This is a genomic window from Hyphomicrobium sp. (assembly GCF_041659645.1).
Taxonomy (GTDB): domain Bacteria; phylum Pseudomonadota; class Alphaproteobacteria; order Rhizobiales; family Hyphomicrobiaceae; genus Hyphomicrobium_B.
Genome location: NZ_JBAZXX010000003.1, coordinates 613,327 through 639,762, shown reverse-complemented (window position 1 = coordinate 639,762; position 26,436 = coordinate 613,327). Strand labels below are relative to the sequence as shown.

The window sequence follows — 26,436 nt, the reverse complement described above, 5'->3', positions numbered from 1 at the left end:
CAATCGAAGGGTGATAAAGTTGATCTATGGAGGGGATAAGAAGCGTTGCACGCCCAAATCAGGCCCCTATATAACCGTCGGTCACACAATTGAAATCCTGGGGACCGGTGCCTCTGACCTCTCGTTGGGGAGCACGTTGGATGCCAAACAGGGTCCACCCGGTCTGCCGCAACTTATGAAGGATTGACGCGAATGGCTAAAGTAATCGGTATCGACCTCGGCACGACCAACTCGTGCGTCTCCGTCATGGACGGCGGGAAGCCGAAAGTTCTGGAAAACTCCGAGGGCGCCAACACCACCCCCTCTATCGTTGCATTTACGGCTGACGACGAACGCCTCGTCGGCCTGCCGGCCAAGCGCCAGGCTGTTACCAACCCCACCAACACCTTTTTCGCGATCAAGCGCCTGATCGGCCGCCGCTTCGACGACGCCGATGTGCAGAAGGACTTGAAGCTCGTTCCCTTCAAGATCGTGAAAGGCACGAACGGCGACGCCTGGGTCGAAAGCCACGGCAAGCAATATTCTCCGCAGCAGATTTCCGCTTTCATTCTCCAGAAGATGAAAGAAACCGCCGAAGCCAAGCTCGGCGAGAAGGTGACGCAGGCCGTCATCACCGTTCCGGCTTACTTCAACGATGCGCAGCGCCAGGCGACCAAGGACGCGGGCAAGATCGCGGGGCTCGAGGTTCTGCGCATCATCAACGAGCCGACAGCCGCAGCCCTCGCCTACGGCCTCGATAAGAAAAAAGAAGCCAAGACCATCGCTGTCTACGACCTCGGCGGCGGCACCTTCGACGTCTCGATTCTAGAAATCGGCGACGGCGTCTTCGAGGTGAAGTCGACGAACGGCGATACCCATCTCGGCGGCGAAGACTTCGACATGCTCCTCGTCAGCTATCTTGCCGACGAGTTCAAGAAAGAGCAGGGCATCGATCTCCGCTCCGACAAGCTTGCGCTCCAGCGCCTGAAGGAAGCCGCCGAAAAGGCAAAGATCGAGCTGTCGAGCGCTCCTCAGACCGAGGTCAACCTGCCGTTCATCACGGCCGACGCCACCGGTCCCAAGCATCTCACGATGAAGCTGACGCGCGCCAAGCTCGAAAGCCTCGTCGATGGCCTGATCAACCGCACCAAAGCCCCTTGCGAAAAGGCTCTGAAGGACGCCGGCCTGAAGGCTGCCGAGATCGACGAAGTCGTTCTCGTCGGCGGCATGACGCGTATGCCGAAGGTCCAGGAAGTCGTGAAGCAGCTCTTCGGCAAGGAGCCACACAAGGGCGTCAACCCGGATGAAGTCGTGGCCATTGGCGCTGCGATCCAGGGCGGCGTTTTGCAGGGCGAGGTCAAGGACGTTCTCTTGCTCGACGTCACGCCGCTGTCGCTCGGCATCGAAACACTCGGCGGCGTCTTTACTCGCCTGATCGATCGCAACACGACGATCCCGACCAAGAAGGGCCAGACCTTCTCGACCGCCGAAGACAGCCAGAACGCCGTCACCATTCGCGTGTTCCAGGGTGAACGCGAAATGGCGGCCGACAACAAGGTCCTCGGCCAGTTCGACCTCGTCGGCATTCCGCCAGCTCCGCGTGGCGTGCCGCAGATCGAAGTGACGTTCGACATCGACGCCAACGGCATCGTCCACGTCTCGGCGAAGGACAAGGCGACGGGCAAGGAACAGTCGATCCGCATCCAGGCCTCGGGTGGTCTGTCCGACGCCGACATCGACAAGATGGTCAAGGATGCTGAGGCTCACGCTGCCGAAGATAAGCAGCGCCGCGAGCTCGTCGAGGTCCGCAACCAGACGGAAGCCCTCATCCACGGCACCGAGAAATCGCTTGCCGAGAACGGCTCGATCCCAGCCGTCGCCGCCATCAAGGGCGACGTCGAAACCGCGATCGCTGCCGCTAAGGAAGCAATCGCTGGCGAAAACGCCGAGGCCATCCGTTCCGCTTCGACCGCGTTGACCCAGGTCGCCATGAAGATCGGCGAAGCCGTCTACACGGCCAAGGGCGGCGCCGAGGGCATGGATGGCGGTGCTGAGGCCGCGCCTGAGAAATCCGCAAGCGGCGACGATGTCGTCGATGCCGATTTCGAAGAAGTCAAAGACGACCGGAAGAAATCGGCTTAAGAGTCGAATTAAGAATCGCCCTCGGGCTGTCGTGGCATATCACCGGTTTCGGGATGCCACGCCCGGCCCGAGGGCGAAAAATTGAATGCAACCGCTTGTAACCGTTGCGACTTTCACCGACCACCAACATCTTATTTAACGGGTCATAGAACAGCGCATCATGGCTAAGCGCGATTATTACGAAGTTTTGGGCATCAAGCGGGTCGCAACCGATATCGAGATCAAGTCCGCGTACCGGACCCTCGCCAAGGAATGTCATCCCGACCGCAATGCCGGCGATAAAGATGCCGAGCACCGGTTTAAAGAGGTGAACGAAGCTTACGAGGCGTTGAAAGATCCGCAGAAGCGCGCCGCCTACGACCAGTTCGGCCACGCCGCCTTCGAGGGTGGCATGGGGCGCGGCGGTCCCGGCTTCGGCCCCGACTTCGCATCTTCGATGTCGGACATCTTCGACGACCTATTCGGCGAGTTCATGGGCGGCAAGCGCGGCCAGGCCGGTCGCTCACGCACCGGCCGCGAATCCGGCGCCGACCTCCGCTACAATCTCGAAATCACGCTGACGGAAGCCTACACCGGCAAGACCGCACAGATCCGGGTGCCCGCCAGCGTCAAATGCGAAACCTGCTCGGGGACCGGTGCCAAGCCCGGCACCAAGGCGAAAATCTGCACCACCTGCGGCGGCGTCGGCAAAGTCCGCGCCAGCCAGGGCTTCTTCACGATCGAGCGCACCTGCCCGCATTGTCAGGGCCGCGGCGAGATGATCGACGACCCCTGCGTTGACTGCTCCGGTTCCGGCCGCGTCCAGAAAGAACGCACGCTGTCCGTCAACATTCCAGCCGGTGTCGAGGACGGCACCCGCATCCGCCTCGCGGGCGAGGGCGAAGCCGGCCTTCGCGGCGGCACGCCCGGCGACCTTTACATCTTCCTCTCGATCAAAGCGCACGAGTTCTTCCAGCGCGACGGCGCAGATATCTTCTGCAAAGTTCCGATCTCTATGACGACGGCCGCGCTCGGCGGTCAGATCGACGTTCCGACGCTTGAGGGCACGACGACCCGGGTGAAGATCCCCGAGGGCACGGAAAGCCGCAAGCAGTTCCGCCTGCGCGGCAAGGGCATGCCCGTTTTGCGCGCCAAGGTCGCGGGCGACATGTACATCGAGGTCGATGTCGAGACGCCGAAAAACCTCACGCGTAAACAACGTGAGCTGCTCGAAGAATTCGAGCGCGCAAGCCACAAGGAGACGAGCCCGGAAAGCGCCGGCTTCTTCTCGCGCGTCAAAGAATTCTTCGAGGGCAAAAGCGGCTGAAGCGCACTCCGCGCGAAGCCGTGCCGAACCTTGCCAACGACCTGAAAGCCGTTAGGCTCCGGCGCGCAATTCTCTGACTTTTCTCACTCCTACATTCGAGCCCCGGACATTCACGCTGATGGCAGACGGACCGACCACCGACCCGCGCCTTCTTTTCTTCGCCGGTAGCGCCCGCGAGAAATCGTTCAACAAGCGCGTGGCGAAACTCGGCGCCATGATCGCGGAAGCGAACAGCATTCCGTCGACGTTCGTCGATCTCGCCGATTATCCGATGCCGATGTATAACGGCGACCTCGAAGCATCGTCCGGCCAACCCGAGAACGCGCACAAGCTTAAGAACCTGATGACGGCCCACACCGGCATTTTCATCGCCAGCCCCGAATACAACGCCTCCTTCACGCCTCTGCTGAAGAACACCATCGACTGGATCAGCCACATCCGCGATGAAGGCGAAGCGCCGTTGGAAGTCTACCGCACGCGCGTTTTCGCGCTTGGTGCGGCCTCGAACGGTGGAACCGGCGGATTGCGCGGCTTGATGCATATCCGCGCCGTCCTGGAACTCGGCACCGGCGCCATCGTGCTACCTGATCAATTTCTACTGCCTCGCGCGGCCGACGCCTTCGACGAGCACGGCCATCTGAAAAACAAAGACCAGACGGAGCAGTTCAAGACTGTCATTCAGAAGCTCGCGCGCGCCGCCCGCGTGCTGCACGGCTAAAGGGATGTTTCCCCGATGATCGACGCCGTCACCCGAGACAAGCTCATCGTCGCCCTCGACCTGCCGTCCTACGATGAGGCGCGGGCTCTGGTCGATCTCCTCGGCAATACGGTTAGCTTCTACAAGATCGGACTGGAGCTTCTCTTCTCCGAGGGCTTATCGCTCGCGCGCGAGCTGAAGTTCGAAGGTAAGCGAGTCTTCCTCGATCTCAAGTTTCTCGACATCGGCAACACCGTCCAGCGGGCCGTGGCGTCCGCCGCCGAACTCGGCATCGATTTCACGACCGTGCATGGCCACGACACCAAGACCTTGAAAGCGGCCGTCGCCGGTCGCGGCAATTCCAATATGAAACTGCTCGCCGTCACCGTCCTGACGAGCCTCGACCAGTCCGACCTCGAAGAGCAGGGCATCTCCGCAACGCCCGCCGGCCTCGTCATCGGACGCGCCCGCATGGCCGAGATTGCGGGCTTCGACGGCGTCGTCGCCTCGGGCCAGGAAGCGGCCGCCGTGCGTGCCGAAACGGGCCCCGATTTCCTCATCGTCACCCCCGGAATCCGCCTGCCCGGCGCCGCGGCAGGCGATCAGACCCGCGTCACGACGCCTGAGGAAGCCATACGCTTCGGCGCCAACCACATCGTCGTCGGGCGGCCGATCAACGCCGCCAAAGACCCGAAAGCGGCCGCCGAGACGTTCCTGGCGCACATCGCGAACGCCTGACAATTCTCACGCCCGATCATGGGCTTGCCACATCATCGCCCATCTCTGACCACGCACCGTCCACACTCCGCGTTTACCCAGTCTTAACCGTCCTCAAGGTTTAGCTGGGCGGTCTATGGGGTATGTGTAGGCGGGGTTTGCGGACAGTATGCGTTGGCTTTGGCACTTGACCACGCAGGTGCGCCTCTTGGCGGCGATGATCGCGGTCGCGATCCAAGTGCTGGCGCCGGTCGCGCTCGCCGACGAAAAAGCCGCCGAAAAACCCCTTCCTTCGTCCGTTGAGGCCGCGCTCCTCCTGAGGGACATCGCACCGGAAGCGCCGGTTTACATCCGCGTCTTCAAGGAAGAATCCGAGCTTGAAGTTTGGAAGGCGCGCCCGAACGGCCGCTACGCTCTGATCAAGACGTTCCCAGTCTGCAACTGGGGCGGCACGCTCGGCCCGAAGCGCACGATGGGCGACAGCATGTCCCCCGAGGGCTTCTACCGCGTAACGCCGGGCGCACTGAAGCCGGACAGCAAATATCACTTGGCGTTCAACATCGGCTATCCGAACGCCCTGGACCGTGCCCTCGGCCGCACGGGAAGCTTCATCATGGTTCACGGCGATTGCCGCAGCGTCGGCTGTTTCGCCATGTCCGACAGCCTCATTGAGGAAATCTACGCCTTCGTCCGCGATTCCCTCGCGGCTGGCGAAGCCTCCGTTCCCATCCACGTTTTCCCGTTCCGCATGACGGCGGCGAACATCAAGCGTCACGCCGACAATCCGGCACGCGGCACGTGGGGACCGTTGAAGGAAGCCTACGACGATTTCACACGCACGCGTGAGCCACCCGAAATTGGCATGTGCGGCAAGCGTTACGTCGTCAATCCGCTCACCCCCGTCGGCGACGACCCGACCGCCGCCTGCCCGGCTTTGATCGGGAAGCGCATAGCGCCGGTATCCCCGCGCGTCGCAAAGCGGCTGGTGAAGACCGATCCCGATCTCGAAGCCAGGGGCCAGAAGCTTAAGGGTGTCGAAGTCGGCACTTCGAGCTGGGAAACGTTCCTTTTAGGGACGTCCCCCACCGCAAACGGGAATGAGAACAAATCCACGCCGCCGCGGCAGTCATTAGCGACGAGCAGCGACGCGTCTCTCGGCGCTCTTCAGTCCATCGTGAAATAGCGCCGCCGCATAGGCCGCTTTGACGTTCCCCGGGTTGCGGAAGCGCCATCGGTCCGGCTATGGCTTCTCGTCCGAAAATCGACGCTTTGCGTTCAAGGAAAGAAAGTAGCCAATGCCAAAGGGATACGTCATCGCCCGCTCCGTCGTCACCGACCCTGAGAAGTGGGCCCAATACGCTGCCAAGACGAAGGCCGCGCTCGACAAGTTCGAGGGCAAGCCCATCGCGCGCGGCGGCAAGAGCGAGATCATCGAAGGCGAAGGCACGGCGCGCAATGTCATCCTCGAGTTTCCGAGCTACGACCATGCAAAGGGCTACGCCGCCTCCCCCGAATATGCTGAGGCCAAAGCGCTTCGCCAAGGCGCAGGCACGATGCACATGACCATCGTCGAAGGCGTATGATCGAACACCAACCAATGTCATCCTCGGCATAAAGTCGAGAATGACAGCTGTAAGAAACGAGCGTCATGGCCCACTTTCCCACGAGTGATGGACGGCCCCCGTGGCGGGCGCTCGTCTTGACGCTCTTCCCGGAAATGTTTCCGGGACCGCTCGATGTCTCACTGCTTGGTCAGGCTCGCGAGGCGGGCATCTGGTCGCTCGACACGCTTCAGATCCGCGACTTTGGCATCGGCCGTCACCGTCAGGTCGATGATACGCCGACGGGCGGCGGCGCGGGCATGGTGCTGCGCGCCGACGTGCTCGGCTCCGTCCTCGATCATGCGCGCGAAAAATCTCCCGACGCTCCGCTCATCTATCTGTCGCCGCGTGGAACCCCGCTCACCCAGAAGCTCGCCCGCGATCTCTCCGAAGGCCCAGGCGTGACACTTCTCGCCGGCCGTTTCGAAGGTGTCGATCAGCGCGTGATCGACGAAAAAGGCCTGCGCGAAATTTCGATCGGCGATTACGTGCTCGCGGGCGGCGAACTGGCGGCCATGGTCCTGATCGAAGCCTGCGTCCGGCTGATCCCCGGCGTTCTCGGCGCCGCCGATAGCCTCGCCAGCGAGAGCTTCGAGGCCGGCCTTCTCGAATATCCGCAATACACCAAGCCGCGAGAGTGGGAGGGGCGAGCCATCCCCGATATTCTGCTCTCGGGCGATCATAAGAAAATCGCGGCATGGCGGCGTCGCCAATCAGAAGAACTGACGGCGGCCCGGCGTCCGGATCTTATTGATCCCACCCGCCCTCCAAAGTAGCGCGTCCAGGCGCTTCGCCTTTGCATGGCCAGGATTTCCTGGGCAAATACCGCGGGGCAAGATTCGCTGGTCTTACATGGGCCACCGCGAACAGGGCTCTCGGCACGTGCGCGTGATCAATCGAGAGACGGCGATGGGAAACTACAAGAACCTCCTGCGGCTGAGCGTATCGGCGGCGTTGCTGCTCGCCTCGGCCGCGATGGCCGACCCGGCACCACCCGCTCCGGAGTCAGCACCGGCTCAAACCGCGACGCCTCCCGTCGATGCCGCCCTGGCCGCGACATCGCCTGGACCATCCACTGAAACCTCCACGGGTGCGCCTCCCGCCGCTTCTCCGCAAGTCCAGGACGATCCGGTTCTGATGGAGGTTCGCGCCAAGCTTTCGTCCGAGCCCGCCGCCACCGACGAACACGATCTCAACGACCAAAAAGCGCTGGTTGAATTCTATACCGCCCGCCACGGCGACGGGCTGTGGGTGACGGCATCGGGTCTGAAACCCGAAGCCAAGGCGCTCGCCGCCGAAATCGCCAATGCCGGCAATTACGCGCTCGACGTTTCCCGCTTCAAAGTCCCCGCGCTTGTCGGCGGCGCCCTCACCGTGAACGATACGGATTCCCTCGCCAGCGCCGAGATCGACTATTCGAAAGCCGCGCTGCTTTATGCTCGCGACGCGCGCGGCGGCCGCATTCCCGATCCGGCGGAACAGTTGACGACGAACCTCGATCGCCGTCCGCAGTGGATCGACCCGAAGATCGTGATCGCAGCGCTCGCCGCTTCACACGAACCGGACGCTTACCTGCGCGGCCTCCATCCGCAGCAGGCGCAATTCGAGAAGCTGCGCCAAGTCTATCTCACGATGCTGCCGAAGGACGGCAAGGGACAGCTCAGCGCCGCCGCCAAGCGCGTTCGTGCCAACATGGAGGAATGGCGCTGGATGTGGCCCGACATGGGCAACTTCTACGTTCTGAATAACGTCCCCGAATTCATGCAGTACGTCTACAAGGACGGAAAGATCGTCCGCTCCGAGAAAATCGTTGCCGGCCTCGTCGACAAGCAAACGACGATCTTTTCCCGGCCGCTGAAATACGTCGTCTTGCGGCCGGCATGGCGCGTGCCCGAAAGCATCATGGTCAACGAACTCTGGCCGAACCTGATCAGCGGCGGCGGCATGATGACCAAGTACGGCCTGCAAATCCAAACCAAGGATGGGCGCAACGTCGACTACCGCCAGATCGATTGGGCTTCGACCGACATCCGCAAGTTCGACGTCATGCAGCCGCCGGGTAGTAAGAGCGTGCTCGGCCACGTCAAATTTTCGTTTCCGAGCCAGCACACGATCTTCATGCACGACACCCCGGACAAATGGATGTTCAAGCCGGTGCGCCGCGCCTTGAGCCATGGTTGCATTCGCGTCTGGAAACCGATGCAGTTGGCCGAAATGGTCTTGAACGAAGACAAGGGCTGGGACGCAGCCAAAGTTCAGGAACTCGATCGCACCGGTCCGCTCAACAACGAAGTCCCGATCACCAAAGAGATCCCGATCCACATCGTCTACTTCACGGCCTGGGTAACGGACGACGGCAAGCTCAAGACGTTCCCCGATGTCTACGGCCACGAAAAGCGCATCACCCAAGCGCTCGACGGCCAGTGGAACAAGATCAACAAGGGCCGCGATCACCTCGCGCCCGTCGAACCTGACTTCAATCCCGGAGCGCTGGCGGCGCGTGCGCGGACCCGCGACCTCGACAGCGAAGATGACCAATACCCGAGTCAGAAAAACGCCACGATCGGTAACATCATCGGCAATGCGCTCGGCCTTGAGTATTGAAGTTGCAAAGTAAATCGAGCACACATCACCGACGTGCGGTGGCGATGACAGGCGTCCGCGAACGTTGCGGCGTATACGAACTAACCGGTGGATAACTTTGCGTGAAGCGGGGACTCCCGCACCGCAACGTGATCAGTTGCTTGCGCAAGTAAGTTAGTTCCTCAATTTGAGAAAGTGAGTAATCGTCATGGCTCAGAATGAGAAAACATCTGCGCGCGTAAGTTCGATCGCCGCTAAAGCGCTCTCGAACCCTCAGTCCGTAAATTCTGATGAGATCAAAGAGCTTGCTGCGTCAGTCCTATCGCAATCTCCAGATCATCAGAGATCGCAGCAAAATGCGCAGAACCAGCAAAATCAACCGAACCAACAGAGTCAAGGTCAGCAAAAGCGTTAGTACCGTGATCCTCCTCTGTCAGTCTTTCGACCGACAGGACGCAGCGAGTGGGTATCGTCATGATCCCGCTCGCTTGTGCTTTTTCGGGGTGATCGAGATCGCCAACATTTTGGCACACGACCTTGATGTCGGCCGTGTCTTTCAGAAGCCAGCCCACAGTCGCGACTTCGACAGCGCGCGTTTCCGGTAAAGCCGATAGGAAGCGCCACTGCCCGCAAGGCTGCCGGCTGTCGAGCCAGCGAATGATGACGAGCGGGCAATCAGCCATTCCGCGCCTCCACAATGATTCGAGGAGGATTGTAGCAGATGGAATCGCCTTGTTCCGCCTGCATGAGATCGCGCCTGTGCGGGTGTGGCCGCCAAACCCGGCGTCGAATTCTAACTGGCTTCTGCCTTCGTCGCGCGTTTCACGAGCCAAAGCGCTCTGAGATAATGCAGAGCCGAAACGAGAAGCGGTATGCCCAACATTGGGAAGAATAACTTTTGGACGTCTACCGGCACCCCGGCGAAGTGAGACGACAGCTTCACAACCGACCCGACGACGAACATGACTCGGAAGTAGGCGGTGGCGTCGGCGAGTCCTCGCTCGTCCCGTTCGGACGCCGAGGCTAGGTTGCCGGGTTCCCTGAAACGCCTGTACGAAAGGAAGATAAGTTCTGCGACCAGTGTAAAAGCGATGCAGGGGATGACAGTATCTGCGGGGGGCATAGCGGTATCTCCACTCAGAGGTTGAACCGCCTCATCTCTCAGCGCCACGGGGCGCGTCGCAGTTCCCGCGAGTACACCCCGCGACACCGTTCGCCGCCCCACTCGACAAAACCCGTCTGTTCGGCTATCACCCGGCCCAACAACAATTCCCCTCAAACGGGTGGCCCTTAGGGCAAGTACGACCGGCTCGGGTCCTTGAGACGCCAAGTCGATCCTCTGCGTCATCAAAAAACGAAATGGAATCAACAAGATGAACATTATTCAGCAGCTCGATCGCGAGCAGATGGACGCCATTCTCGCGAAGCGCGGCATCCCCGAATTCGCTCCTGGCGACACCGTCAAAGTGATGGTCCGCGTTGTCGAAGCGACCGACAAAGATCCGAAAGACAAAAAGAAGGCAAAGTCCAAGGTCGATGCCTCGGTAACGCGCCTTCAGGCCTATGAAGGCGTGGTCATCGCGCGTTCGGGCGCCGGCCTTAACGAGAGCTTCACCGTTCGCAAGATTTCCTACGGTGAGGGCGTCGAGCGCGTTTTCCCGATCTACTCGCCCTACATCGCCGAGATTGAAGTTCTGCGTCGCGGTAAGGTCCGCCGCGCCAAGCTTTACTATCTCCGCGGCCGTCGCGGTAAGGCCGCTCGCATCTTCGAGCGCACGGACGCTCGCGCCCGCCGCCTGAACGCCGCCTGGAAGGGCTTCAAGAAGCCGAAGGGTGAGGCCGAAGATCTGATGCAGATCAAGGGCATCGATATCGATCTGCAGAACCGCCTGAAGCAGCTCAACTGCTACAAGATCGAGCAGATTGCGAACCTCTCGGATGAGGATATCGCGAACATCGACGAGACGCTGAACCTCAAGGGCGCCATCGAGAAGCAGGATTGGGTCGGCCAGGCCCAACGTCTTCTTGCCGAAATGACGGCCTCGGAAGTTCCGGCCGAAGAAGAAGCCAAGTAATCGCCGCCTCCGCTATGAGGTAGCCTCCGAAAATGCAAAGCGCCGGGATTACCCGGCGCTTTTTCTTTTAAAAAGTCCGCGACGCCGCAGAATATTTTGTTGGAGGCGGTTTCACACTAAATATACTGGCAAGGTATCGCCCTTCCCCGGAGTCCCATGTCCAACATCGAAGTCATCAAAACGGCCAGCCGCGACGGCAAGATCCCGCTGCACGGCCCGGAGGCTTTCGCTGCGATGCGCAAGGCAGGCCGTTTGGCGGCCGAGGCGCTCGATATGCTCGTGCCCATCGTGCAGCCCGGCGTCACCACGGCCGAAATCGATGAGCGCGTGCTCGCGTTCGCCCTCGACCACGGTGCCATCCCCGCGACCTTGAACTATCGCGGCTACCGCTATTCGACGTGCACCTCGATCAACCACGTCGTCTGCCACGGCATGCCGAACGACAAGCCGCTGCGCCCAGGCGATATCGTCAACATCGACGTCACGTTGATCGTCGACGGCTGGCATGGCGACACCAGCCGCATGTACCCTGTAGGCGAGGTTTCGCGCCGCGCCGACCGGCTGATGCAAGTGACGTATGAATCGCTGATGCGCGGCATCGCCGTCGTCAAGCCCGGCAACACGACCGGCGACATCGGCGCGGCCATCCAGACCTACGCCGAAGGCGAACGCTGCAGCGTCGTCCGCGATTTCTGCGGTCACGGCCTCGGCCGCGTGTTCCACGACCGCCCCAACATTCTCCATTACGGCGATCCGGGCGACGGCACGGTGCTGGAACCGGGCATGCTCTTCACGATCGAGCCGATGATCAATCTCGGCAAGCCGCATGTGAAGATCCTGGCCGACGGCTGGACGGCGGTCACCCGCGACCGTGAGCTTTCCGCGCAGTTCGAGCACACGATCGGCGTTACCGAAACCGGGTACGAGATCTTCACGGAATCGCCCGCAGGCTATCATTTCCCACCGTATGACGTTCGCGCCGCGGCGTGATGGAGTGAAGTCGATGTCGCGTTCCGGGGGGTCTCGCGACAAGACAAGCGCCGAAGAGCAGTCGACGCTTTTTACCGCTGCGCCCGAGAAACCGAAAAGCGCGCCCGACGATAAGGCCGGCCACCGCGGCCGCCTGCGTGAACGCTTCCAAAACGGCGGCGCCGACGCGGTGCCCGATTACGAACTCCTTGAGATGATCCTGTTCCGTGCCTTCCCGCGGATCGATACGAAGCCGATCGCGAAGCGCCTGCTCGCAAAGTTCGGCTCATTCGCAGACGTCGTCTCCGCCCCCGCCGAACGCTTGAAAGAAGTCGAAGGCATCGGCGATCGCGCCGTCGAAGAATTGAAATTGATCAAGGCCGCTGCCGAGCGCCTGACGAAAGGCGAGATCAAGGCTCGCTCGGCTCTTACCTCCTGGAGCGGCGTTCTTGATTATCTCCGCTTAGCGCAAGGCTTCGAAACGCGCGAGCAGTTCCGCATCTTGTTTCTCGACAAGAAGAACCAGCTCATCGCAGACGAAGTGCAGGGCAGGGGCACTGTCGATCACACACCGGTCTACGTGCGCGAAGTCGTGAAGCGCGCGCTCGAACTCTCAGCAACCGCCATCATCCTCGTGCACAATCATCCCTCCGGCGATCCGACACCGTCGCGCGCAGACATCGACATGACCAAGCAAATTATCGATGCGGCGCGTCCGCTCGGCGTCACCGTCCACGATCACGTCATCGTCGGCCGCAACGGCCACGCCAGCCTGAAGGCATTGCGGCTGATCTAATCGCAGTCTGGCCTATTCGCTTTCGGACTTGTCGATTGCGCTATTATCTCGCGTATCGCGCATCGTGGCGTAGACGATCAGCGACAATGCGATGGCTCCCGAAACGTACCAGTAGAAATACGTTTCATGCCCGGCCTGCTTGAGCCAGAGCGCGATCCATTCCGCCGTGCCGCCAAAGAGCGCGACCGTGAGCGCATACGGCAACCCCACCCCCAGCGCCCGGATCGACGTTGGAAAAAGTTCGGCCTTCACGACGGCGTTGATCGCCGTGTAGCAGGAGACGATCGCAAGACCCGCAACGACGAGCAGAAACGCTTCCCGGGGATCGCGCACGTTCGCCAGCGCCGTCAAAATCGGCACGGTGCAGAGCGTTCCCAGGATACCGAACGCCATGAGCACCGGGCGGCGCCCGACCTTATCCGACAGCGCGCCGACGATCGGCTGCAGCAGCATATAGACGCAAAGCGCCGACGCTGAAATGAGCGTCGCCGTGTCTTTCGGAAATCCTGCCGTGTTAACGAGAAACTTCTGCATGTATGTCGTGTACGTATAGAACGCGAGGGTGCCACCCATCGTCAGCCCGATGACAATCGCGACTTCGCGCGGATGTTTCAGCAAGGCTGAAATCGAACCCTCACGCCGCGTCGCGCGCTTGAAGGAATCCGTCTCGATCAGATCCCGTCGCATAACGAACGCGATCAGCGCAAGCAGCGCTCCGATCGCGAACGGAATTCGCCAGCCCCAAGCCTCAAGCTCGCCCGCCGTCAGCACGAACTTTTGCAAAACGATCAGCACGAGCATCGCCGTCAATTGCCCGCCGATCAGCGTCACGTATTGAAAGCTCGAATAGAAGCCTCGATGCCGCCGCGTCGCCATCTCCGAGAGATACGTCGCGCTCGTTCCGTATTCCCCGCCAAGGCTCAAACCTTGGATCATCCGCGCGGCGAGCAACATGACCGGCGCCGCAACCCCGATCGTTGCATAGACGGGCGTCACCGCGATCATCGCCGAGCCGAAACACATCAGCAGCACCGACGCCGTCAGCGAAACACGGCGACCATGCCTGTCCGCCATCCGCCCGAAGAACCACGCTCCGATCGGGCGCATGAGAAAGCCGACCGCGAAGATCGCCGCGGTATTCAGAAGTTGCGCCGTCTGGTTGCCGTCCGGAAAGAACGCTTTGGCGAAATAAAGCGAAAAAGCCGCGTAAACGTAAAAGTCGTACCACTCGACCAGATTGCCCGATGAGCCGATCAGGATGGCTCTGATGCGTTGTCCGAGGCTCAACCCCGCCGGCCCTTGGGCATCGTTCACGCTGGCGTTCCCCCTGCTTTTTGAGGAGCCTAGCACGACCCGTGCCGCTCTGCCGCACGTCAACGACGAAACGAACGCACCTCGGCCGACGACATTGACGATTGGCGGAGGTCACCCCTAATAAGCAGACCCTGACCCGCCAGCTGCGGTCGGAGATTGAGAGCCATGATCCAAAAGCCCCATCACGCGAAGGTTATCATTCTGGGCTCCGGCCCGGCCGGATACACGGCAGCGGTTTACGCCGCCCGCGCCATGCTTTCGCCGACCCTCATTCAGGGCACGCAGCCCGGCGGCCAGCTGACGATCACAACCGACGTCGAGAACTATCCCGGTTTCGCCGATCCGATCCAAGGCCCCTGGCTCATGGAGCAGATGCAGGCCCAGGCCGAACACGTCGGCACGCACATCGTGATGGACCACATCAACAAGGTCGATCTTCGCGTCCGCCCGTTCCGGCTCGAAGGCGACAGCGGCGACACCTACACCGCAGACGCGCTCATCATCGCGACGGGCGCCCAGGCGCGTTGGATCGGCCTGCCGTCCGAGCAACACTTCAAAGGCCATGGCGTCTCCGCCTGCGCGACTTGCGACGGTTTTTTCTACAAGGGCAAGGACGTCGTCGTCGTCGGTGGTGGCAACACCGCCGTTGAGGAAGCTCTGTTCCTGACGAACTTCGCCAACAAGGTGACGCTCGTTCACCGCCGCGATTTCCTGCGCGCCGAAAAGATCCTGCAGGAGCGCCTGTTCAAGAACCCGAAGATCGACGTCATCTGGGATAGCGTCGTCGAGGAAGTCATCGGTGCGCATGCGCCGAAATCGGTGACCGGCGTTGTTCTGAAAAACATCAAGACCGGCATGACATCCGAACTCGCGACCGACGGCTTCTTCGTCGCCATCGGCCACGCGCCGTCGACCGAACTTTTCAAAGGCCAGCTCGAAACGACGCCGTCCGGCTACCTCATCACGGCACCGGATTCGACCGCGACGGCCATTCCCGGCGTCTTCGCGGCGGGCGACGTCAAGGACGAAGTCTTCCGTCAGGCGGTAACTGCGGCCGGCATGGGCTGCATGGCGGCGCTCGAAGCCGAACGCTATCTGGCGCGCATGGAGGAAGACCAAGCCGACGCCGCCGAATAGCGCATCGGCTGGAGATTGATCCGAAAATCCGATGCGTTTGATCTGTCGGCTCCGCGTGACAAACCGGCGCCCCTACCTGTGTATACTTGTAGACCTGCCATACCTAGGTTGCATTGCTTCCAGCGCATAGCTAGATGAATGCATCCAGTAACCCCCCACTGGCAGGCCTACAAAAATGGACTGGGACAAGCTCCGTATCTTTCACGCCGCCGCCGACGCGGGCAGCTTCACGCATGCCGGCGAGCAACTGCACATGAGCCAATCCGCCGTCAGCCGGCAGATTTCGGCCCTTGAGGCCAATCTCCGGGTAACCCTCTTTCATCGCCATGCCCGAGGGCTGGTCCTGACCGAGCAGGGCGAACTACTGAACCGGACGGTCACCGAGGTTTTCGCCAAGCTCCAAACCGCCGAGACGTTGCTGTCGGACTCGACGTCGAAACCGTCGGGCGACCTCCGAATCACGGCGCCGATCGGCTTCGGCACGATCTGGCTGACCCCGCGCCTGCGCGAATTCGGCGAGCTTTATCCCGATATTCGCGTCGAGCTGATCCTCAACGACGATCAGGTCGACATCGGGATGCGAGCCGCCGACGCCGCAATCTGGACACGCGAGCCGGAGCAGGCCGATCTCATCCGCCGGCCGCTTTTCGAAAGCCATGTCCGCGCCTTCGCGTCCGCACAATACATCCGGAAATATGGGGCGCCGAAGAGCCTCGCCGATCTCGATCAGCACCGCATCATCGGCTACACCGGCCCGTCCGCGCAGCATCTCGATGCCATGTCCTGGATCGAAACGGCCGGACGGAGCAATGGCGAGCCGAGAGAAGCAGCCCTCCGCGTGAACAGTGTCGTCGCCATCAAATATGCGATCCGCGCCGGTATCGGCGTCGGCATGATCCCCGACTACCTGACCGAGGATCCGAGCGAGCTCGTCCCGGTGCTGACGGAGATCGAGCAACCGTCGCTCAACATGGTCTACGCCTACCCCGAAGAGCTGAAATCGTCGAAGAAAGTCCAGCTTCTGCGCGATTTCCTGCTCTCGAAGATTACCAAAAATAGAGGCGGCTGAACGCCCTGCCGGCCTTGCCGGAATGGCGTGTACACACCACCTGGAAACCACGTGAGCGGAGCGGCGGGTTGGTTATCTGCCACCACCGGCCTGACGTTTCGCGTGGAATGCCAAGCTCCCTAACTTAGCCGGGCTGTTCGCAGCCCGGCTTTTTGCTGATAGCGGCTGCGACGAGCGCTGATTTGCGGAAATGATCGTCTGGGGCTATCTAACCCGTTCGTTCCTATCCGCCGTTCCAAAAGGCTCGCGAAAAGTCATGGCAAAGACGCTTTACGATAAAATCTTCGACGATCACGTGGTTGAGAAATCGCCGGACGGAACGAGCCTCCTTTATATCGATCGCCACCTCATCCACGAGGTCACGAGCCCGCAAGCTTTCGAAGGCCTCCGCATGGCTGGCCGCAAGGTCCGCGCGCCGGAAAAGACGCTCGCCGTCGTCGATCATAACGTCCCAACGACCGATCGCACGAAGGGCATCGCCGACGAACAAAGCCGCGTCCAGGTCGAAACGCTGGCAATGAATGCCCGCGACTTCGGCATCGAATATTTCAACGAGCGCGACAAGCGCCAAGGCATCGTCCACGTCGTCGGCCCCGAGCAGGGCTTCACGCTGCCCGGCACGACGATCGTTTGCGGCGACAGCCACACCTCGACGCACGGCGCGTTCGGCGCGCTCGCGCACGGCATCGGCACATCCGAGGTTGAGCACGTCCTCGCGACGCAGACGCTCATCCAGAAGAAAGCCAAGAACATGCTGGTGACGGTCGATGGCGTCGCCCCAAAGGGCGTCGGCGCTAAAGACATCACCTTGGCAATCATCGGAGAGATCGGCACGGCAGGCGGCACCGGCTCCGTCATCGAATACGCGGGCGAAGCCATCCGCTCGCTGTCGATGGAAGGCCGCATGACGGTCTGCAACATGTCGATCGAAGGCGGCGCTCGCGCCGGCATGATCGCGCCCGACGAAAAGACGTTCGCGTTCCTCAAGGATCGTCCCAAAGCGCCGAAAGGCAGCGCTTGGGACTTGGCGATGAAATACTGGGAGACGCTGCGCACGGATGACGGCGCTCACTTCGACCGCGAGGTCCGCCTCGACGCCGCGAAACTGCCGCCGATTGTCTCCTGGGGCACAAGCCCCGAGGACGTGACGTCGATCGCCAGCACAGTTCCCAATCCGGCCGACGTGCATGACGAGAACAAGCGCGCCTCGATGCAGCGCGCGCTCGAATATATGGGCTTGGCGCCGGGCACCAAGATGATCGACATCCCGCTCGATGTCGTTTGGATCGGCAGCTGCACGAACGGCCGAATCGAAGATCTGCGCGCCGTCGCCAAGATCGTCGACGGCAAGAAAATTTCCTCGCGCCTTGCGTACGCGATGATCGTCCCGGGCTCCGGCCTCGTCAAGGAACAGGCGGAAGCCGAAGGCCTCGACAAGATCTTCCAGGAAGCCGGCTTTGAATGGCGCGAACCTGGCTGCTCGATGTGCCTAGGCATGAACCCGGATCAGCTGAAGCCGGGTCAGCGGTGCGCCTCGACCTCGAACCGCAACTTCGAAGGCCGTCAGGGCTACAAGGGCCGCACGCATCTGGTGTCGCCGATCATGGCCGCCGCAGCCGCGCTCGAAGGTCATTTCGTCGACGTCAGGGAGTGGCAGGCGTAAGCCGCGTCCCGACTCACGCCTGTCTGTTATCCCGGGAGAGCCGTTCTTGCAGCGAGGCCCGGGACCCAGAACAAGTCTCTGCCGCCCGCATAATGGGTCCCGGCTCTTCGCTTGCGTTCCGGCCGGGATGGCAAGCGAAGCCAATCTGAACGCGAGGTGCAACGTGGCCGAAGATTTGACCGCCGCCGTGAAATCCCAGTTTGGGCCTGCGGCAGCAGATTACGCTGCATCGCCCGTGCACGCGCAAGGCGAAAGCCTCGCGCGCATCGTCGAACTCACAGCACCCAAAAAAACTTGGGACGCTCTCGACGTTGCGACCGGAGCTGGACATACCGCGGCGATCTTCGCGCCCCATGTCGCCAGTATGATCGCAAGCGACATCACAGACGAGATGTTACAAGAAGCCGCCAAGCTCGCCAACGCGCGGCGCATTTCGAATATGCTGACGGTGCCCGCCGCCGCCGACGCGTTGCCCTTCCCTGACGAAAGCTTCGACCTCGTTTGCTGCCGCTTGGCCGCGCACCACTTCCCAAGCTTGGAATCTTTCGTGCGCGAGGTTCGCCGCGTTTTAAAAAATGGCGGACGATTCGCGCTCGTCGATAACGTAGCGCCCGATAGCGCGCACTTGCCCGACGTCAATGACGCTGACATCGCGGCCACCGTTGCCAGCTACAACAGCTTCGAAAAACTGCGCGACCCGAGTCACAACTTCGCGCCGCCCCCCGAACTCTGGATCGAGCTACTAAAGTCCAACGGTTTCACGATCGCGGCTAATGAGCAGATCGAGAAAGAACTCGAATTTGCCCCCTGGGTCGCCCGCATGCGCTGCACGCAGGGCGTTATTGCCGAACTTGAAGGAATTTTGACCGTTGGCCCAAAACCTCTCAGGGCGTTCCTGAAGCCGCGTCACGACGAAAGCGGCGCGCTGCATTTCACATTGCAGGAACTACTCCTCGTTGCCGAAAAGCACGGTTGATCGAAACAGCCTTTCCATTTGGTCCGATCGGACCTATCTCCTCGTCTCAACCATGAGGAGTGCGACCGATGCCGACCGATTGGAGCAACGCAACAGCCCCGAGCCTTGCTGTCTTCGAAACTCTCGCACAAACCGCTTGGAACAAACTCCCGGCAGATTTTCGTGCGCTCGCGGGTGATGTCGTCATCCGCGTCGAGGACTTCGCCGCCGACGACATCCTCGATGAATTGGACATCGAAGATCCGTACGAGTTGACGGGCCTCTATCAAGGCGTGAGCCTCGACCGAAAAAGTCTCACCGACACCACGCGCGAACCCGACATGGTCTTCCTCTATCGCCGTGCCATTCTCGATGAATGGTCCGACGGTGAAGAAGAATTGGGCGATCTCGTGGCTCACGTCCTGGTCCACGAAATCGGCCACCACTTCGGCTTTTCCGATGATGACATGGATGCCATTGAATCGCGCGTAAGCGGCTGAACCGTGGCCGCAGGTCACATCGGCTTAACTCCGTTTATGCCACAAGACTGCACAGCTTGAGCCTAACGGCGTTTCAGGCCATGTTGTACCGGCAGACCGGGTGAGTGCGGGGAATGTCTGAAAGTATGATCGGATGAGCGTGCGGCGATTCATTTCCGGATTCGTCTTGAGCGGATGCATGAGCATGATGGTCGGGTTGGCGCCGTTGGCCGAAGCCCAGGATACCTCGGCTCCTCTGCGCGACGGCATTCCCACGCCCGAGCAATACATCTCGACGGTCGGCGGCGAGAGCTATCTCGTCCCGGCCGGCAAGTTCAAGCTCGACGGCAATACGCAATATTGCGGCCAGCGTCCGACGGTCGTCGACAACAAGCTCGACGACTATGGCGCCGCTTATCCGGGCTTCCTGATCATGAACCCGCGCCTGCTCGATAAGGTCTCGACCCCGGTCAAGCAGTGGATCTACGCCCACGAGTGCGGCCATCAGTTTCGCGGCCCCGACGAGGAAACCGCCGACTGCTTCGCCGTTCAGCGTGGCCGCCGCCAGGGATGGTTGAAGCAGGAAGGCCTCGACGAGATCTGCGCATTCATCACGCCCGCCAAAGGCGACAGCATGCACTTCTCGGGATCGTATCGCTGCGAATACATGCGCAAGTGCTTCGCCGATCCCAACATCCGCTGACGACTATCCTTGGCCGCGGCGGCCGACTCCCCCCCGGAGGGGAGTCGCCGCGGCCCATCAAAAAGCCCTAAAACTTATCCCCGCCCTCCGGCGCGGGCTTAAAATTACAGATCCGTTCGACCCAAGGATCTGCCATGCGGTTCGCCGACTACGCCCAGCGCCTCTCCGACCTTGCCCGGACCGTTAACCGTTGGCTCGCGCTCGCCGCCAAACTCGACGGCCTTCGCCGTGAGAAGGTCGCTCTCTATGCCGAGGAAGTTGCAGCGACTTTGGCCCGCGCCGCCGCCGATCTCGCCCTCCTCGAAAGGATCCCGGACGACCGCCCGGCGCTTCTTTCCGCCACCCGCGAGCTTGGCCGCATCGCCGGTTACGTCGAAACGATTGTCGCGACCCTCGAACACCATCTTGACGGGCGCAAGCGAGCAGGCGTTAAACGGCGGCTGGAACATCTGCAGCCCTTCGATCTCGAAGCCGCCATCCGGGAGTTCGGCGCTTTCCGGCACGCCCGGCGACTTGCCTCGGCCGAGGGCTATTTCCGGGCGCTCGCGGATACGTTGCGCGCCTGACTAGGAGACAAAAGCTTGGACAAATTCACGGTTCTGACCGGCGTCGCAGCCCCGCTGCCGATCCGCAATGTCGATACCGACATGATCATCCCGAAGCAGTTTCTGAAGACGATCAAGCGGACGGGCCTCGGCGAAGCGCTGTTCTACGAAATGCGCTACGACCCGGCGACCGGCAAGGAGATCCCCGATTTCGTCTTGAACAAGCCGCAGTACCGCACGGCGACGATCCTCGTGACCGGCGACAATTTCGGCTGCGGCTCCTCGCGCGAACACGCGCCGTGGGCTCTGTTGGATTACGGCATCCGTTGTGTCGTTGCGCCGGACTTCGCCGATATCTTCTACAACAACTGTTTCCAGAACGGCATCCTGCCGATCAAGCTGCCGCAAAGCGAAGTCGACAAGCTGATGGACGACGCCAACCGCGGCGCCAACGCTAAGATCACGGTCGATCTCGAAAAGCAGGAGATCAGCGGTCCTGACGGCGGCACGATCAAGTTTGACATCGATCCGTTCCGCAAACACTGCCTCTTGAACGGCCTCGACAACATCGGCCTGACGCTTGAGAAGGGCAAAGAGATCTCATCGTTTGAGACCTCGGCCGCTTCGACGCGCCCGTGGCTTTGATTTAGGGAAACAAGAAATGGCCAAAGCGATCCACATGATGGTGCGCGTGCTCGACGAAGCGCGCTCGGTGAAGTTTTATGAGAGTTGCTTCGACCTGAAAATCGCCGACCGCAAGGAATGGCCCGACTTCTCCCTCACGTACCTGAAAAATGCCGAGAACGATTTCGAGGTCGAGCTGACGGTCAACAAGGGTCGCACCGAACCCTACGATCTCGGCAACGGCTACGGCCATATCGCTTTCGCGGTCGATGATCTCGAAGCGACGCGCGCGAAAATCGTCGCTGCCGGCTATCAGCCGAAAGACATCAAAACCATGACCTTCGACGGCAAACCGTTCGGCACGTTTTTCTTCATCGACGACCCCGACGGCTACAAGATCGAAGTTCTGCAACGCGGCGGTCGGTTCCAATAACGATCGAGGTGGCACGATGGCCGACGACGATTTCAAGTTCGACGCGGCCATGATGGGACGCCTCGCAGGCGCTCTCTCGTTCGTCGTCGGCGCCGATCACGCAGCGACCAAAGCTCTCAAGGCGGCGGCCGAAACCGGCACGGAAAAAGATATCAAAGCCGCGCGCACCCAATTCCTGAAGCTAAAGCCCGGCGACCGCCGCGCCGCTCTGACGATGCTGAATGACTGAAATTTTCCGTCATCCCGGCGAAGGCCGGGATCCAGTCGACCATCCGCACCTGGGATGATGGACCTTGTCTGGGTGCCGAACTTCGTCGGCATGACGGAGCCAATGGATCGGCACCAAATCCAAGCCTAAAACTTCGACCCGCGTGACGCCACCAGCGCGCCCGTCAACGCGTCGGCGAAATCGCGGCGTTCGTCATCCGTCAGAAATTTTCCGAATCGGACGGCTTTTCCTTGCGCGGCGAGCCACAGTGACGTCCGCCCATCCGGACGGTCGACTCGACAGCTAACCCGCGCCCAATAGGGATTGAATTCGAACTCCTCGCGCTGCCCCGACGGATGTACGCGTGTGAGCTTCAGAAGCTCTGGCGTCAGGTGCAGGGTTTCGTAAATTCGGCCGGCCCTGTAGTTGAGCTTGAAAGCCCAATAGATCAGTGCGACGTCGAGGCCGAAAAATCCGAACACCGGCCATGCGCCCATGAGGAAGAACACCATCCCGACGATGAAACTCACCGCGCTGATCAGACCCATCATGATCAGAAACCCGCGCGGCGATAGCGAACGGTGCGGGTGAAGCACGAACTGTGCGTCTTTCGAGGATTGCATTTCGGGTCGATTATCGATCATTTCTCGTGGGCCGACGTCCCGTCTCACCACACCGCCTCAAGCGCGAACACTGCCCACGAACCGGAGTTCTGATGGCCAAAGCATCCCCGGATGTACGTCCCACAAGCATCGGCAGTTCCGACCCAAAACGCAAGGCCGGAAAGCCTGCAGCAATTGCCGCAATCAAGGCCCGCAAATCGGCGATCTTAACCGAACCGGAAATTCGCGAGGTTTTCCGGCGCTTTCATGCCGCCAATCCGGAGCCGAAGGGCGAACTTGAGCATACCAATCCGTTCACGCTGCTGGTCGCAGTCGTCCTTTCAGCGCAGGCAACCGACGCCGGCGTCAACAAGGCGACTCGCTCTCTTTTCAAGGTCGCCGACACGCCCGAGAAAATGCTGGCGCTCGGCGAGGACGAGCTGCGGGATTATGTGAAAACGATCGGCCTCTTTCGCGCCAAGGCGAAGAACGTCATCGGGCTGTCGAAACGACTAATCGACGACTACGGCAGTAAAGTCCCATCCGATCGCGACGCGCTTGAAAGTCTCCCCGGCGTCGGCCGCAAGACCGCGAACGTCGTCATGAACATCGCTTTCCATCAGCCGACGATGGCGGTCGATACCCATGTTTTCCGCGTCGCCAATCGCATCGGGCTGTCACGCGGGACGACGCCGCTGGCGGTTGAGGAAGACCTGATACGCGTCGTCCCGAAAGACTACGCGATGCACGCGCATCATTGGCTGATCCTGCATGGCCGCTATGTATGCAAGGCGCGCAAACCCGAATGCTGGCGCTGCCTCATCAGCGACATCTGCCGCTTCCCCGATAAAACGCCTGCGCCCTAGCAATTTTCCTTCTCCCAAGGGAGAGGGAAATACCTTACGGGTCCATCCGCATCGCGAGACCGGCTTTCGCCATGTAGTCTTTCGCCTCCGGGATCGAATACGTCCCGAAATGGAAGATCGACGCCGCCAGCACCGCGCTCGCGTGCCCACCCTCGACGCCATCGACGAGATGCTGCAACGTGCCGACGCCGCCCGACGCGATCACCGGGATCGTCACGGCGTCCGAAACCGCCCGCGTCAACTCGACATCGAAGCCCGCCTTCGTCCCGTCGCGATCCATCGACGTCAACAAAATCTCACCAGCTCCCAGCGCCGCGACCTCACGCGCATAGTCGACCGCGTCGAGCCCCGTGGGATTGCGGCCGCCGTGCGTGAAAATCTCCCAGCTCGGCGTTTCACCCTCCGCTGAGACACGCTTGGCGTCGATCGCGACAACGATACACTGCGCCCCGAACTTCTCGCTCGCTTCTTTGACGAACGCCCGATTATTGACGGCCGCGGTGTTGATCGAAACCTTGTCGGCGCCAGCTTCCAGCAGCTTGCGGATATCCTCGACCGTGCGAACCCCGCCGCCAACCGTCAGCGGCATGAAGCAGCGATTGGCCGTCCGCTCCACGACATCGAAGATCGTGTCGCGGTTTTCGTGGCTCGCCGTGATATCGAGAAAGCAAAGCTCATCGGCGCCTGCCGCGTCATAGGCAGCGGCCGCTTCGACCGGGTCCCCGGCATCGATGAGATCGACGAAATTGACGCCCTTGACCACGCGCCCGTCCTTGACGTCGAGGCAGGGAATGATGCGAACTTTCAGCATATTTATAAACGCGGCTTCCTCAGAACTCGGGAGCCCACTTATCACGGTGAATCCTTCAGCGTCGAGTATATTAACTCTCCGGTGAGGGAACTCTCGTTCGCCATCGAAGTTATGCTCTCTCGCGGTGGTCCGCGCAAAACTTGTAAGGGAACTTGAGATCCATGGTCGACGAATTTGCTCCGACGAATCTTCGCGCCCGGCTGGCGGCGGTGCAGGATCGCATCGTGCAGGCCAAATCCAAGCTCGAAGCCCATGGCATCGTTGGCGACCAGACCAACGCCCTGTCCGGCTTCGAGGAGCAGCACAACGCCATCAGCGGCTCGCTGGACACCGAAGGAACGATTACCGAGCTTCAGCACTCCAAAGCATCTGCCCAAACAGATGCCCTCGAAAGCGCGCTTCACACCTGGCTGCAGGGCATCGAAAGCGCATTCAAACATCCGACGCCTCAACGCCCGAACATCTCGGTCTGAGGTCAGCCACCGTCACGCCCGGCGCGACGTCGATCGTTCCTGCAGCGGTGTCGCGCTATTTGATGTCCGAGGATTCGCCGCGTTCCCTGAGCGCGGCGAATTTTATTTCCGGAAACTTCTCAGCTTTGTACTTCAGCATCCACGAGCTTTCCGCGAGGAACACCAATGCGCCGTCACGGTCGGTCGCGATCTCGCCGCGATGGCCGTTGACGAACTTCTGCAACTCCGCCGGAGTGTCCGCTGAAATCCACCGCGCCAGCTCGAACGGAGATTGCTCCAGTGTCACCGGCACGCTGTATTCGACGGCGACGCGCGATTGCAAAACCTCGAACTGCAACTGGCCGACGACGCCTAGAATTTGGCGCCCCCCCGCGATCGGGGTGAACACCTGCACGATGCCTTCTTCCGCGAGATCGTCGAGCGCGCGGTTAAGCTGCTTCGCCTTCATGGCGTCCTGAATGACGACGCGGCGCAGAAGCTCCGGCGCGAAGTTCGGAATGCCCGTGAACTTGAGGCTCTCTTTTTCCGTCAGCGTATCGCCGACGCGCAGCGTCCCGTGGTTCGGCACGCCGATGATGTCGCCAGCCCACGCTTCGTCCGCCGTCTCGCGGCCTTGTCCGAAGAAGAACGTCGGCGACGAGATGGTCATCGGCTTGTTGTCGCGGACATGCAGCATCTTCATGCCGCGTTTGAACTTCCCCGAGCAGAGCCGCATAAAGGCGATACGGTCGCGATGGTTCGGGTCCATGTTGGCCTGCACCTTGAAGATGAAGCCCGTGACTTGGTCCTCGCCGGGCTGCACCGTCCGCTGCGTCGCCGCGCGCGGCAATGGCCCCGGCGCCCATTGCCCGAGCGCATCGAGAAGCTGCTCGACGCCGAAGTTCTTCAGCGCGCTGCCGAAGAAAACCGGCGACAAATGCCCTTCGCGGAAAGCCTGAAGGTCGAACTGCGGCAGCGCCCCTTGCGCCAGCTCGACGGCCTCGATCGTTCGGTCCGCGATACGCTCGTCGATCCCTGCGATCCGCCGCAGGCCTTCGAACGTATCGAGCGGTTCGGAACGCCCATAGGGCGCGCCACGCTCCGCACTCTCGGGCAGCAAGATTTTATTGCCGACGAGATCGAGCACGCCGCGAAAATCGCTGCCCATGCCGACGGGCCACCCCATCGGCACGAGATCGAGCGCCAGATCGGCCGCGATCTGATCCAAAAGCGTCAGCGGATCTTCCGCCTCGCGATCGATCTTGTTGATGAACGTGATGATCGGAATGTCGCGCAGGCGGCAAACCTCGAACAGCTTGCGCGTCTGCGCTTCGATGCCCTTCGCCGCGTCCATCACCATAACGGCGGCGTCGACCGCCGAAAGCGTGCGATAGGTATCTTCGCTGAAATCCGAGTGGCCCGGCGTATCGAGCAAGTTGTAGACGATGCCGTTGCGCTCGAACGTCATCACCGAGGACGTCACCGAGATGCCGCGCTGCTGCTCGATCTGCATCCAGTCGGACCGCGTGCGCCGCCGTTCGCCGCGCGCTTTTACGGCACCCGCCATCTGGATCGCTCCGCCGAACAGCAGCAGCTTTTCCGTCAGGGTGGTTTTACCGGCGTCGGGATGCGAGATGATCGCGAACGTGCGCCGCCGCGCGATCTCGGGCGGCAACGCTTCGTCTGCCGACGCGCCTTGCGTCATGACGT

Annotated in this window: 29 protein-coding genes; 23 read left to right on the top strand and 6 right to left on the bottom strand. The window is 61.2% G+C overall.

The genetic code is table 11. The features are described 5' to 3' along the window. Positions 1–192: 192 nt before the first annotated feature. The 8 genes from dnaK (at position 193) to WC811_RS12975 (ending at position 9,046) form a co-directional block, all read left to right on the top strand. Positions 193–2,121, top strand: coding sequence for a molecular chaperone DnaK (gene dnaK / locus WC811_RS13010; protein WP_372645189.1), 1,929 nt, complete (start codon positions 193–195; stop codon positions 2,119–2,121). Positions 2,122–2,281: 160 nt separating this feature from the next. Beyond that, positions 2,282–3,427, top strand: coding sequence for a molecular chaperone DnaJ (gene dnaJ / locus WC811_RS13005; RefSeq protein WP_372645187.1), 1,146 nt, complete (start codon positions 2,282–2,284; stop codon positions 3,425–3,427). A 118-nt stretch (positions 3,428–3,545) separates the two neighbouring features. Next, complete coding sequence (locus tag WC811_RS13000; RefSeq protein ID WP_372645185.1) at positions 3,546–4,145, top strand: NADPH-dependent FMN reductase; 600 nt, start codon at positions 3,546–3,548, stop codon at positions 4,143–4,145. A gap of 15 nt (positions 4,146–4,160) precedes the next feature. Then, positions 4,161–4,862 carry an orotidine-5'-phosphate decarboxylase gene (pyrF, locus tag WC811_RS12995; RefSeq protein ID WP_372645183.1) on the top strand — a complete coding sequence of 234 codons (702 nt, stop codon included), beginning with the start codon at positions 4,161–4,163 and terminating at the stop codon, positions 4,860–4,862. A 148-nt stretch (positions 4,863–5,010) separates the two neighbouring features. Further along, the gene (locus WC811_RS12990; RefSeq protein ID WP_372645181.1) at positions 5,011–6,024 is read left to right on the top strand and encodes a murein L,D-transpeptidase family protein; all 1,014 of its coding nucleotides are present in this window, start codon (positions 5,011–5,013) and stop codon (positions 6,022–6,024) included. A 112-nt stretch (positions 6,025–6,136) separates the two neighbouring features. Further along, positions 6,137–6,424, top strand: coding sequence for a DUF1330 domain-containing protein (locus WC811_RS12985; protein WP_372645179.1), 288 nt, complete (start codon positions 6,137–6,139; stop codon positions 6,422–6,424). Between the two features lie 65 nt (positions 6,425–6,489). After that, positions 6,490–7,218: a tRNA (guanosine(37)-N1)-methyltransferase TrmD gene (trmD, locus tag WC811_RS12980; RefSeq protein WP_372645177.1), complete on the top strand. Its 729-nt coding sequence runs from the start codon at positions 6,490–6,492 to the stop codon at positions 7,216–7,218. A gap of 133 nt (positions 7,219–7,351) precedes the next feature. Beyond that, complete coding sequence (locus WC811_RS12975) at positions 7,352–9,046, top strand: L,D-transpeptidase family protein (RefSeq protein ID WP_372645175.1); 1,695 nt, start codon at positions 7,352–7,354, stop codon at positions 9,044–9,046. Between the two features lie 275 nt (positions 9,047–9,321). On the opposite strand, the gene WC811_RS12970 is transcribed toward WC811_RS12975, so the two are convergent. Together WC811_RS12970 and WC811_RS12965 are read right to left on the bottom strand one after the other, a co-directional pair. Next, a complete protein-coding gene (locus WC811_RS12970; RefSeq protein WP_372645173.1) occupies positions 9,322–9,708 on the bottom strand; it encodes a hypothetical protein in 387 nt (128 codons plus the stop codon). Positions 9,709–9,818: 110 nt separating this feature from the next. Further along, positions 9,819–10,148 carry a hypothetical protein gene (locus WC811_RS12965; RefSeq protein WP_372645171.1) on the bottom strand — a complete coding sequence of 110 codons (330 nt, stop codon included), beginning with the start codon at positions 10,146–10,148 and terminating at the stop codon, positions 9,819–9,821. Positions 10,149–10,398: 250 nt separating this feature from the next. Between WC811_RS12965 and rplS the strand changes: the two genes are divergently transcribed. The 3 genes from rplS (at position 10,399) to radC (ending at position 12,865) form a co-directional block, all read left to right on the top strand. Beyond that, positions 10,399–11,100 (top strand): 50S ribosomal protein L19, encoded by a 702-nt coding sequence (gene rplS, locus WC811_RS12960; RefSeq protein ID WP_372645169.1) that lies wholly within the window; start codon positions 10,399–10,401, stop codon positions 11,098–11,100. 156 nt (positions 11,101–11,256) lie between these two features. Next, complete coding sequence (map, locus tag WC811_RS12955; RefSeq protein ID WP_372645167.1) at positions 11,257–12,090, top strand: type I methionyl aminopeptidase; 834 nt, start codon at positions 11,257–11,259, stop codon at positions 12,088–12,090. Between the two features lie 13 nt (positions 12,091–12,103). Then, entirely contained in the window at positions 12,104–12,865 is a 762-nt protein-coding gene (radC, locus tag WC811_RS12950; protein ID WP_372645165.1) for a DNA repair protein RadC, read from the top strand. 12 nt (positions 12,866–12,877) lie between these two features. On the opposite strand, the gene WC811_RS12945 is transcribed toward radC, so the two are convergent. Beyond that, positions 12,878–14,179, bottom strand: coding sequence for an MFS transporter (locus WC811_RS12945; RefSeq protein ID WP_372645163.1), 1,302 nt, complete (start codon positions 14,177–14,179; stop codon positions 12,878–12,880). A gap of 165 nt (positions 14,180–14,344) precedes the next feature. Here WC811_RS12945 and trxB point away from each other — a divergent pair, with 165 nt between their 5' ends. The 10 genes from trxB (at position 14,345) to WC811_RS12895 (ending at position 22,016) form a co-directional block, all read left to right on the top strand. Then, positions 14,345–15,316 carry a thioredoxin-disulfide reductase gene (trxB, locus tag WC811_RS12940; RefSeq protein ID WP_372645161.1) on the top strand — a complete coding sequence of 324 codons (972 nt, stop codon included), beginning with the start codon at positions 14,345–14,347 and terminating at the stop codon, positions 15,314–15,316. A 175-nt stretch (positions 15,317–15,491) separates the two neighbouring features. Continuing rightward, positions 15,492–16,385: a LysR family transcriptional regulator gene (locus WC811_RS12935; protein WP_372645158.1), complete on the top strand. Its 894-nt coding sequence runs from the start codon at positions 15,492–15,494 to the stop codon at positions 16,383–16,385. A gap of 256 nt (positions 16,386–16,641) precedes the next feature. Then, a complete protein-coding gene (gene leuC / locus WC811_RS12930; RefSeq protein WP_372645156.1) occupies positions 16,642–18,048 on the top strand; it encodes a 3-isopropylmalate dehydratase large subunit in 1,407 nt (468 codons plus the stop codon). 163 nt (positions 18,049–18,211) lie between these two features. Further along, positions 18,212–19,024 carry a class I SAM-dependent methyltransferase gene (locus WC811_RS12925; RefSeq protein ID WP_372645154.1) on the top strand — a complete coding sequence of 271 codons (813 nt, stop codon included), beginning with the start codon at positions 18,212–18,214 and terminating at the stop codon, positions 19,022–19,024. 68 nt (positions 19,025–19,092) lie between these two features. Beyond that, a complete protein-coding gene (locus WC811_RS12920; protein ID WP_372645152.1) occupies positions 19,093–19,503 on the top strand; it encodes a metallopeptidase family protein in 411 nt (136 codons plus the stop codon). A gap of 178 nt (positions 19,504–19,681) precedes the next feature. Continuing rightward, positions 19,682–20,185: a hypothetical protein gene (locus tag WC811_RS12915; RefSeq protein WP_372645150.1), complete on the top strand. Its 504-nt coding sequence runs from the start codon at positions 19,682–19,684 to the stop codon at positions 20,183–20,185. Positions 20,186–20,319: 134 nt separating this feature from the next. Next, positions 20,320–20,751, top strand: a complete 432-nt coding sequence (locus WC811_RS12910; protein WP_372645147.1) for a hypothetical protein — start codon at positions 20,320–20,322, stop codon at positions 20,749–20,751. A 15-nt stretch (positions 20,752–20,766) separates the two neighbouring features. Next, entirely contained in the window at positions 20,767–21,375 is a 609-nt protein-coding gene (gene leuD / locus WC811_RS12905) for a 3-isopropylmalate dehydratase small subunit (protein ID WP_372645145.1), read from the top strand. A gap of 16 nt (positions 21,376–21,391) precedes the next feature. Further along, the gene (locus tag WC811_RS12900; protein WP_372645143.1) at positions 21,392–21,787 is read left to right on the top strand and encodes a VOC family protein; all 396 of its coding nucleotides are present in this window, start codon (positions 21,392–21,394) and stop codon (positions 21,785–21,787) included. Between the two features lie 16 nt (positions 21,788–21,803). Next, positions 21,804–22,016, top strand: coding sequence for a hypothetical protein (locus WC811_RS12895; RefSeq protein ID WP_372645141.1), 213 nt, complete (start codon positions 21,804–21,806; stop codon positions 22,014–22,016). 125 nt (positions 22,017–22,141) lie between these two features. On the opposite strand, the gene WC811_RS12890 is transcribed toward WC811_RS12895, so the two are convergent. After that, entirely contained in the window at positions 22,142–22,639 is a 498-nt protein-coding gene (locus WC811_RS12890) for a DUF2244 domain-containing protein (protein WP_372645139.1), read from the bottom strand. 71 nt (positions 22,640–22,710) lie between these two features. On the opposite strand from WC811_RS12890, the gene nth reads away from it, so the two are divergent. Further along, positions 22,711–23,463: an endonuclease III gene (gene nth, locus WC811_RS12885; RefSeq protein ID WP_372645137.1), complete on the top strand. Its 753-nt coding sequence runs from the start codon at positions 22,711–22,713 to the stop codon at positions 23,461–23,463. A 34-nt stretch (positions 23,464–23,497) separates the two neighbouring features. Here nth and hisF read toward each other — a convergent pair whose 3' ends face one another. Further along, positions 23,498–24,274, bottom strand: a complete 777-nt coding sequence (hisF, locus tag WC811_RS12880; RefSeq protein ID WP_372645135.1) for an imidazole glycerol phosphate synthase subunit HisF — start codon at positions 24,272–24,274, stop codon at positions 23,498–23,500. A gap of 161 nt (positions 24,275–24,435) precedes the next feature. Here hisF and WC811_RS12875 point away from each other — a divergent pair, with 161 nt between their 5' ends. Beyond that, positions 24,436–24,747, top strand: a complete 312-nt coding sequence (locus tag WC811_RS12875; protein ID WP_372645133.1) for a hypothetical protein — start codon at positions 24,436–24,438, stop codon at positions 24,745–24,747. 55 nt (positions 24,748–24,802) lie between these two features. On the opposite strand, the gene WC811_RS12870 is transcribed toward WC811_RS12875, so the two are convergent. Further along, positions 24,803–26,431: a peptide chain release factor 3 gene (locus WC811_RS12870; protein ID WP_372645131.1), complete on the bottom strand. Its 1,629-nt coding sequence runs from the start codon at positions 26,429–26,431 to the stop codon at positions 24,803–24,805. Positions 26,432–26,436: the final 5 nt, after the last annotated feature.

Excerpts from the sequence above, each read along its gene's own strand:
- dnaK (WP_372645189.1), top strand. The coding sequence starts at position 193 with ATGGCTAAAGTAATCGGTATCGACCTCGGCACGACCAACTCGTGCGTC.
- dnaJ (WP_372645187.1), top strand. The coding sequence starts at position 2,282 with ATGGCTAAGCGCGATTATTACGAAGTTTTGGGCATCAAGCGGGTCGCA.
- WC811_RS13000 (WP_372645185.1), top strand. The coding sequence starts at position 3,546 with ATGGCAGACGGACCGACCACCGACCCGCGCCTTCTTTTCTTCGCCGGT.
- pyrF (WP_372645183.1), top strand. The coding sequence starts at position 4,161 with ATGATCGACGCCGTCACCCGAGACAAGCTCATCGTCGCCCTCGACCTG.
- WC811_RS12990 (WP_372645181.1), top strand. The coding sequence starts at position 5,011 with ATGCGTTGGCTTTGGCACTTGACCACGCAGGTGCGCCTCTTGGCGGCG.
- WC811_RS12985 (WP_372645179.1), top strand. The coding sequence starts at position 6,137 with ATGCCAAAGGGATACGTCATCGCCCGCTCCGTCGTCACCGACCCTGAG.
- trmD (WP_372645177.1), top strand. The coding sequence starts at position 6,490 with ATGGCCCACTTTCCCACGAGTGATGGACGGCCCCCGTGGCGGGCGCTC.
- WC811_RS12975 (WP_372645175.1), top strand. The coding sequence starts at position 7,352 with ATGGGAAACTACAAGAACCTCCTGCGGCTGAGCGTATCGGCGGCGTTG.
- WC811_RS12970 (WP_372645173.1), bottom strand. The coding sequence starts at position 9,708 with ATGGCTGATTGCCCGCTCGTCATCATTCGCTGGCTCGACAGCCGGCAG.
- WC811_RS12965 (WP_372645171.1), bottom strand. The coding sequence starts at position 10,148 with ATGCCCCCCGCAGATACTGTCATCCCCTGCATCGCTTTTACACTGGTC.
- rplS (WP_372645169.1), top strand. The coding sequence starts at position 10,399 with ATGAACATTATTCAGCAGCTCGATCGCGAGCAGATGGACGCCATTCTC.
- map (WP_372645167.1), top strand. The coding sequence starts at position 11,257 with ATGTCCAACATCGAAGTCATCAAAACGGCCAGCCGCGACGGCAAGATC.
- radC (WP_372645165.1), top strand. The coding sequence starts at position 12,104 with ATGTCGCGTTCCGGGGGGTCTCGCGACAAGACAAGCGCCGAAGAGCAG.
- trxB (WP_372645161.1), top strand. The coding sequence starts at position 14,345 with ATGATCCAAAAGCCCCATCACGCGAAGGTTATCATTCTGGGCTCCGGC.
- WC811_RS12935 (WP_372645158.1), top strand. The coding sequence starts at position 15,492 with ATGGACTGGGACAAGCTCCGTATCTTTCACGCCGCCGCCGACGCGGGC.
- leuC (WP_372645156.1), top strand. The coding sequence starts at position 16,642 with ATGGCAAAGACGCTTTACGATAAAATCTTCGACGATCACGTGGTTGAG.
- WC811_RS12920 (WP_372645152.1), top strand. The coding sequence starts at position 19,093 with ATGCCGACCGATTGGAGCAACGCAACAGCCCCGAGCCTTGCTGTCTTC.
- WC811_RS12915 (WP_372645150.1), top strand. The coding sequence starts at position 19,682 with ATGAGCATGATGGTCGGGTTGGCGCCGTTGGCCGAAGCCCAGGATACC.
- WC811_RS12910 (WP_372645147.1), top strand. The coding sequence starts at position 20,320 with ATGCGGTTCGCCGACTACGCCCAGCGCCTCTCCGACCTTGCCCGGACC.
- WC811_RS12900 (WP_372645143.1), top strand. The coding sequence starts at position 21,392 with ATGGCCAAAGCGATCCACATGATGGTGCGCGTGCTCGACGAAGCGCGC.
- WC811_RS12895 (WP_372645141.1), top strand. The coding sequence starts at position 21,804 with ATGGCCGACGACGATTTCAAGTTCGACGCGGCCATGATGGGACGCCTC.
- WC811_RS12890 (WP_372645139.1), bottom strand. The coding sequence starts at position 22,639 with ATGATCGATAATCGACCCGAAATGCAATCCTCGAAAGACGCACAGTTC.
- nth (WP_372645137.1), top strand. The coding sequence starts at position 22,711 with ATGGCCAAAGCATCCCCGGATGTACGTCCCACAAGCATCGGCAGTTCC.
- hisF (WP_372645135.1), bottom strand. The coding sequence starts at position 24,274 with ATGCTGAAAGTTCGCATCATTCCCTGCCTCGACGTCAAGGACGGGCGC.
- WC811_RS12875 (WP_372645133.1), top strand. The coding sequence starts at position 24,436 with ATGGTCGACGAATTTGCTCCGACGAATCTTCGCGCCCGGCTGGCGGCG.
- WC811_RS12870 (WP_372645131.1), bottom strand. The coding sequence starts at position 26,431 with ATGACGCAAGGCGCGTCGGCAGACGAAGCGTTGCCGCCCGAGATCGCG.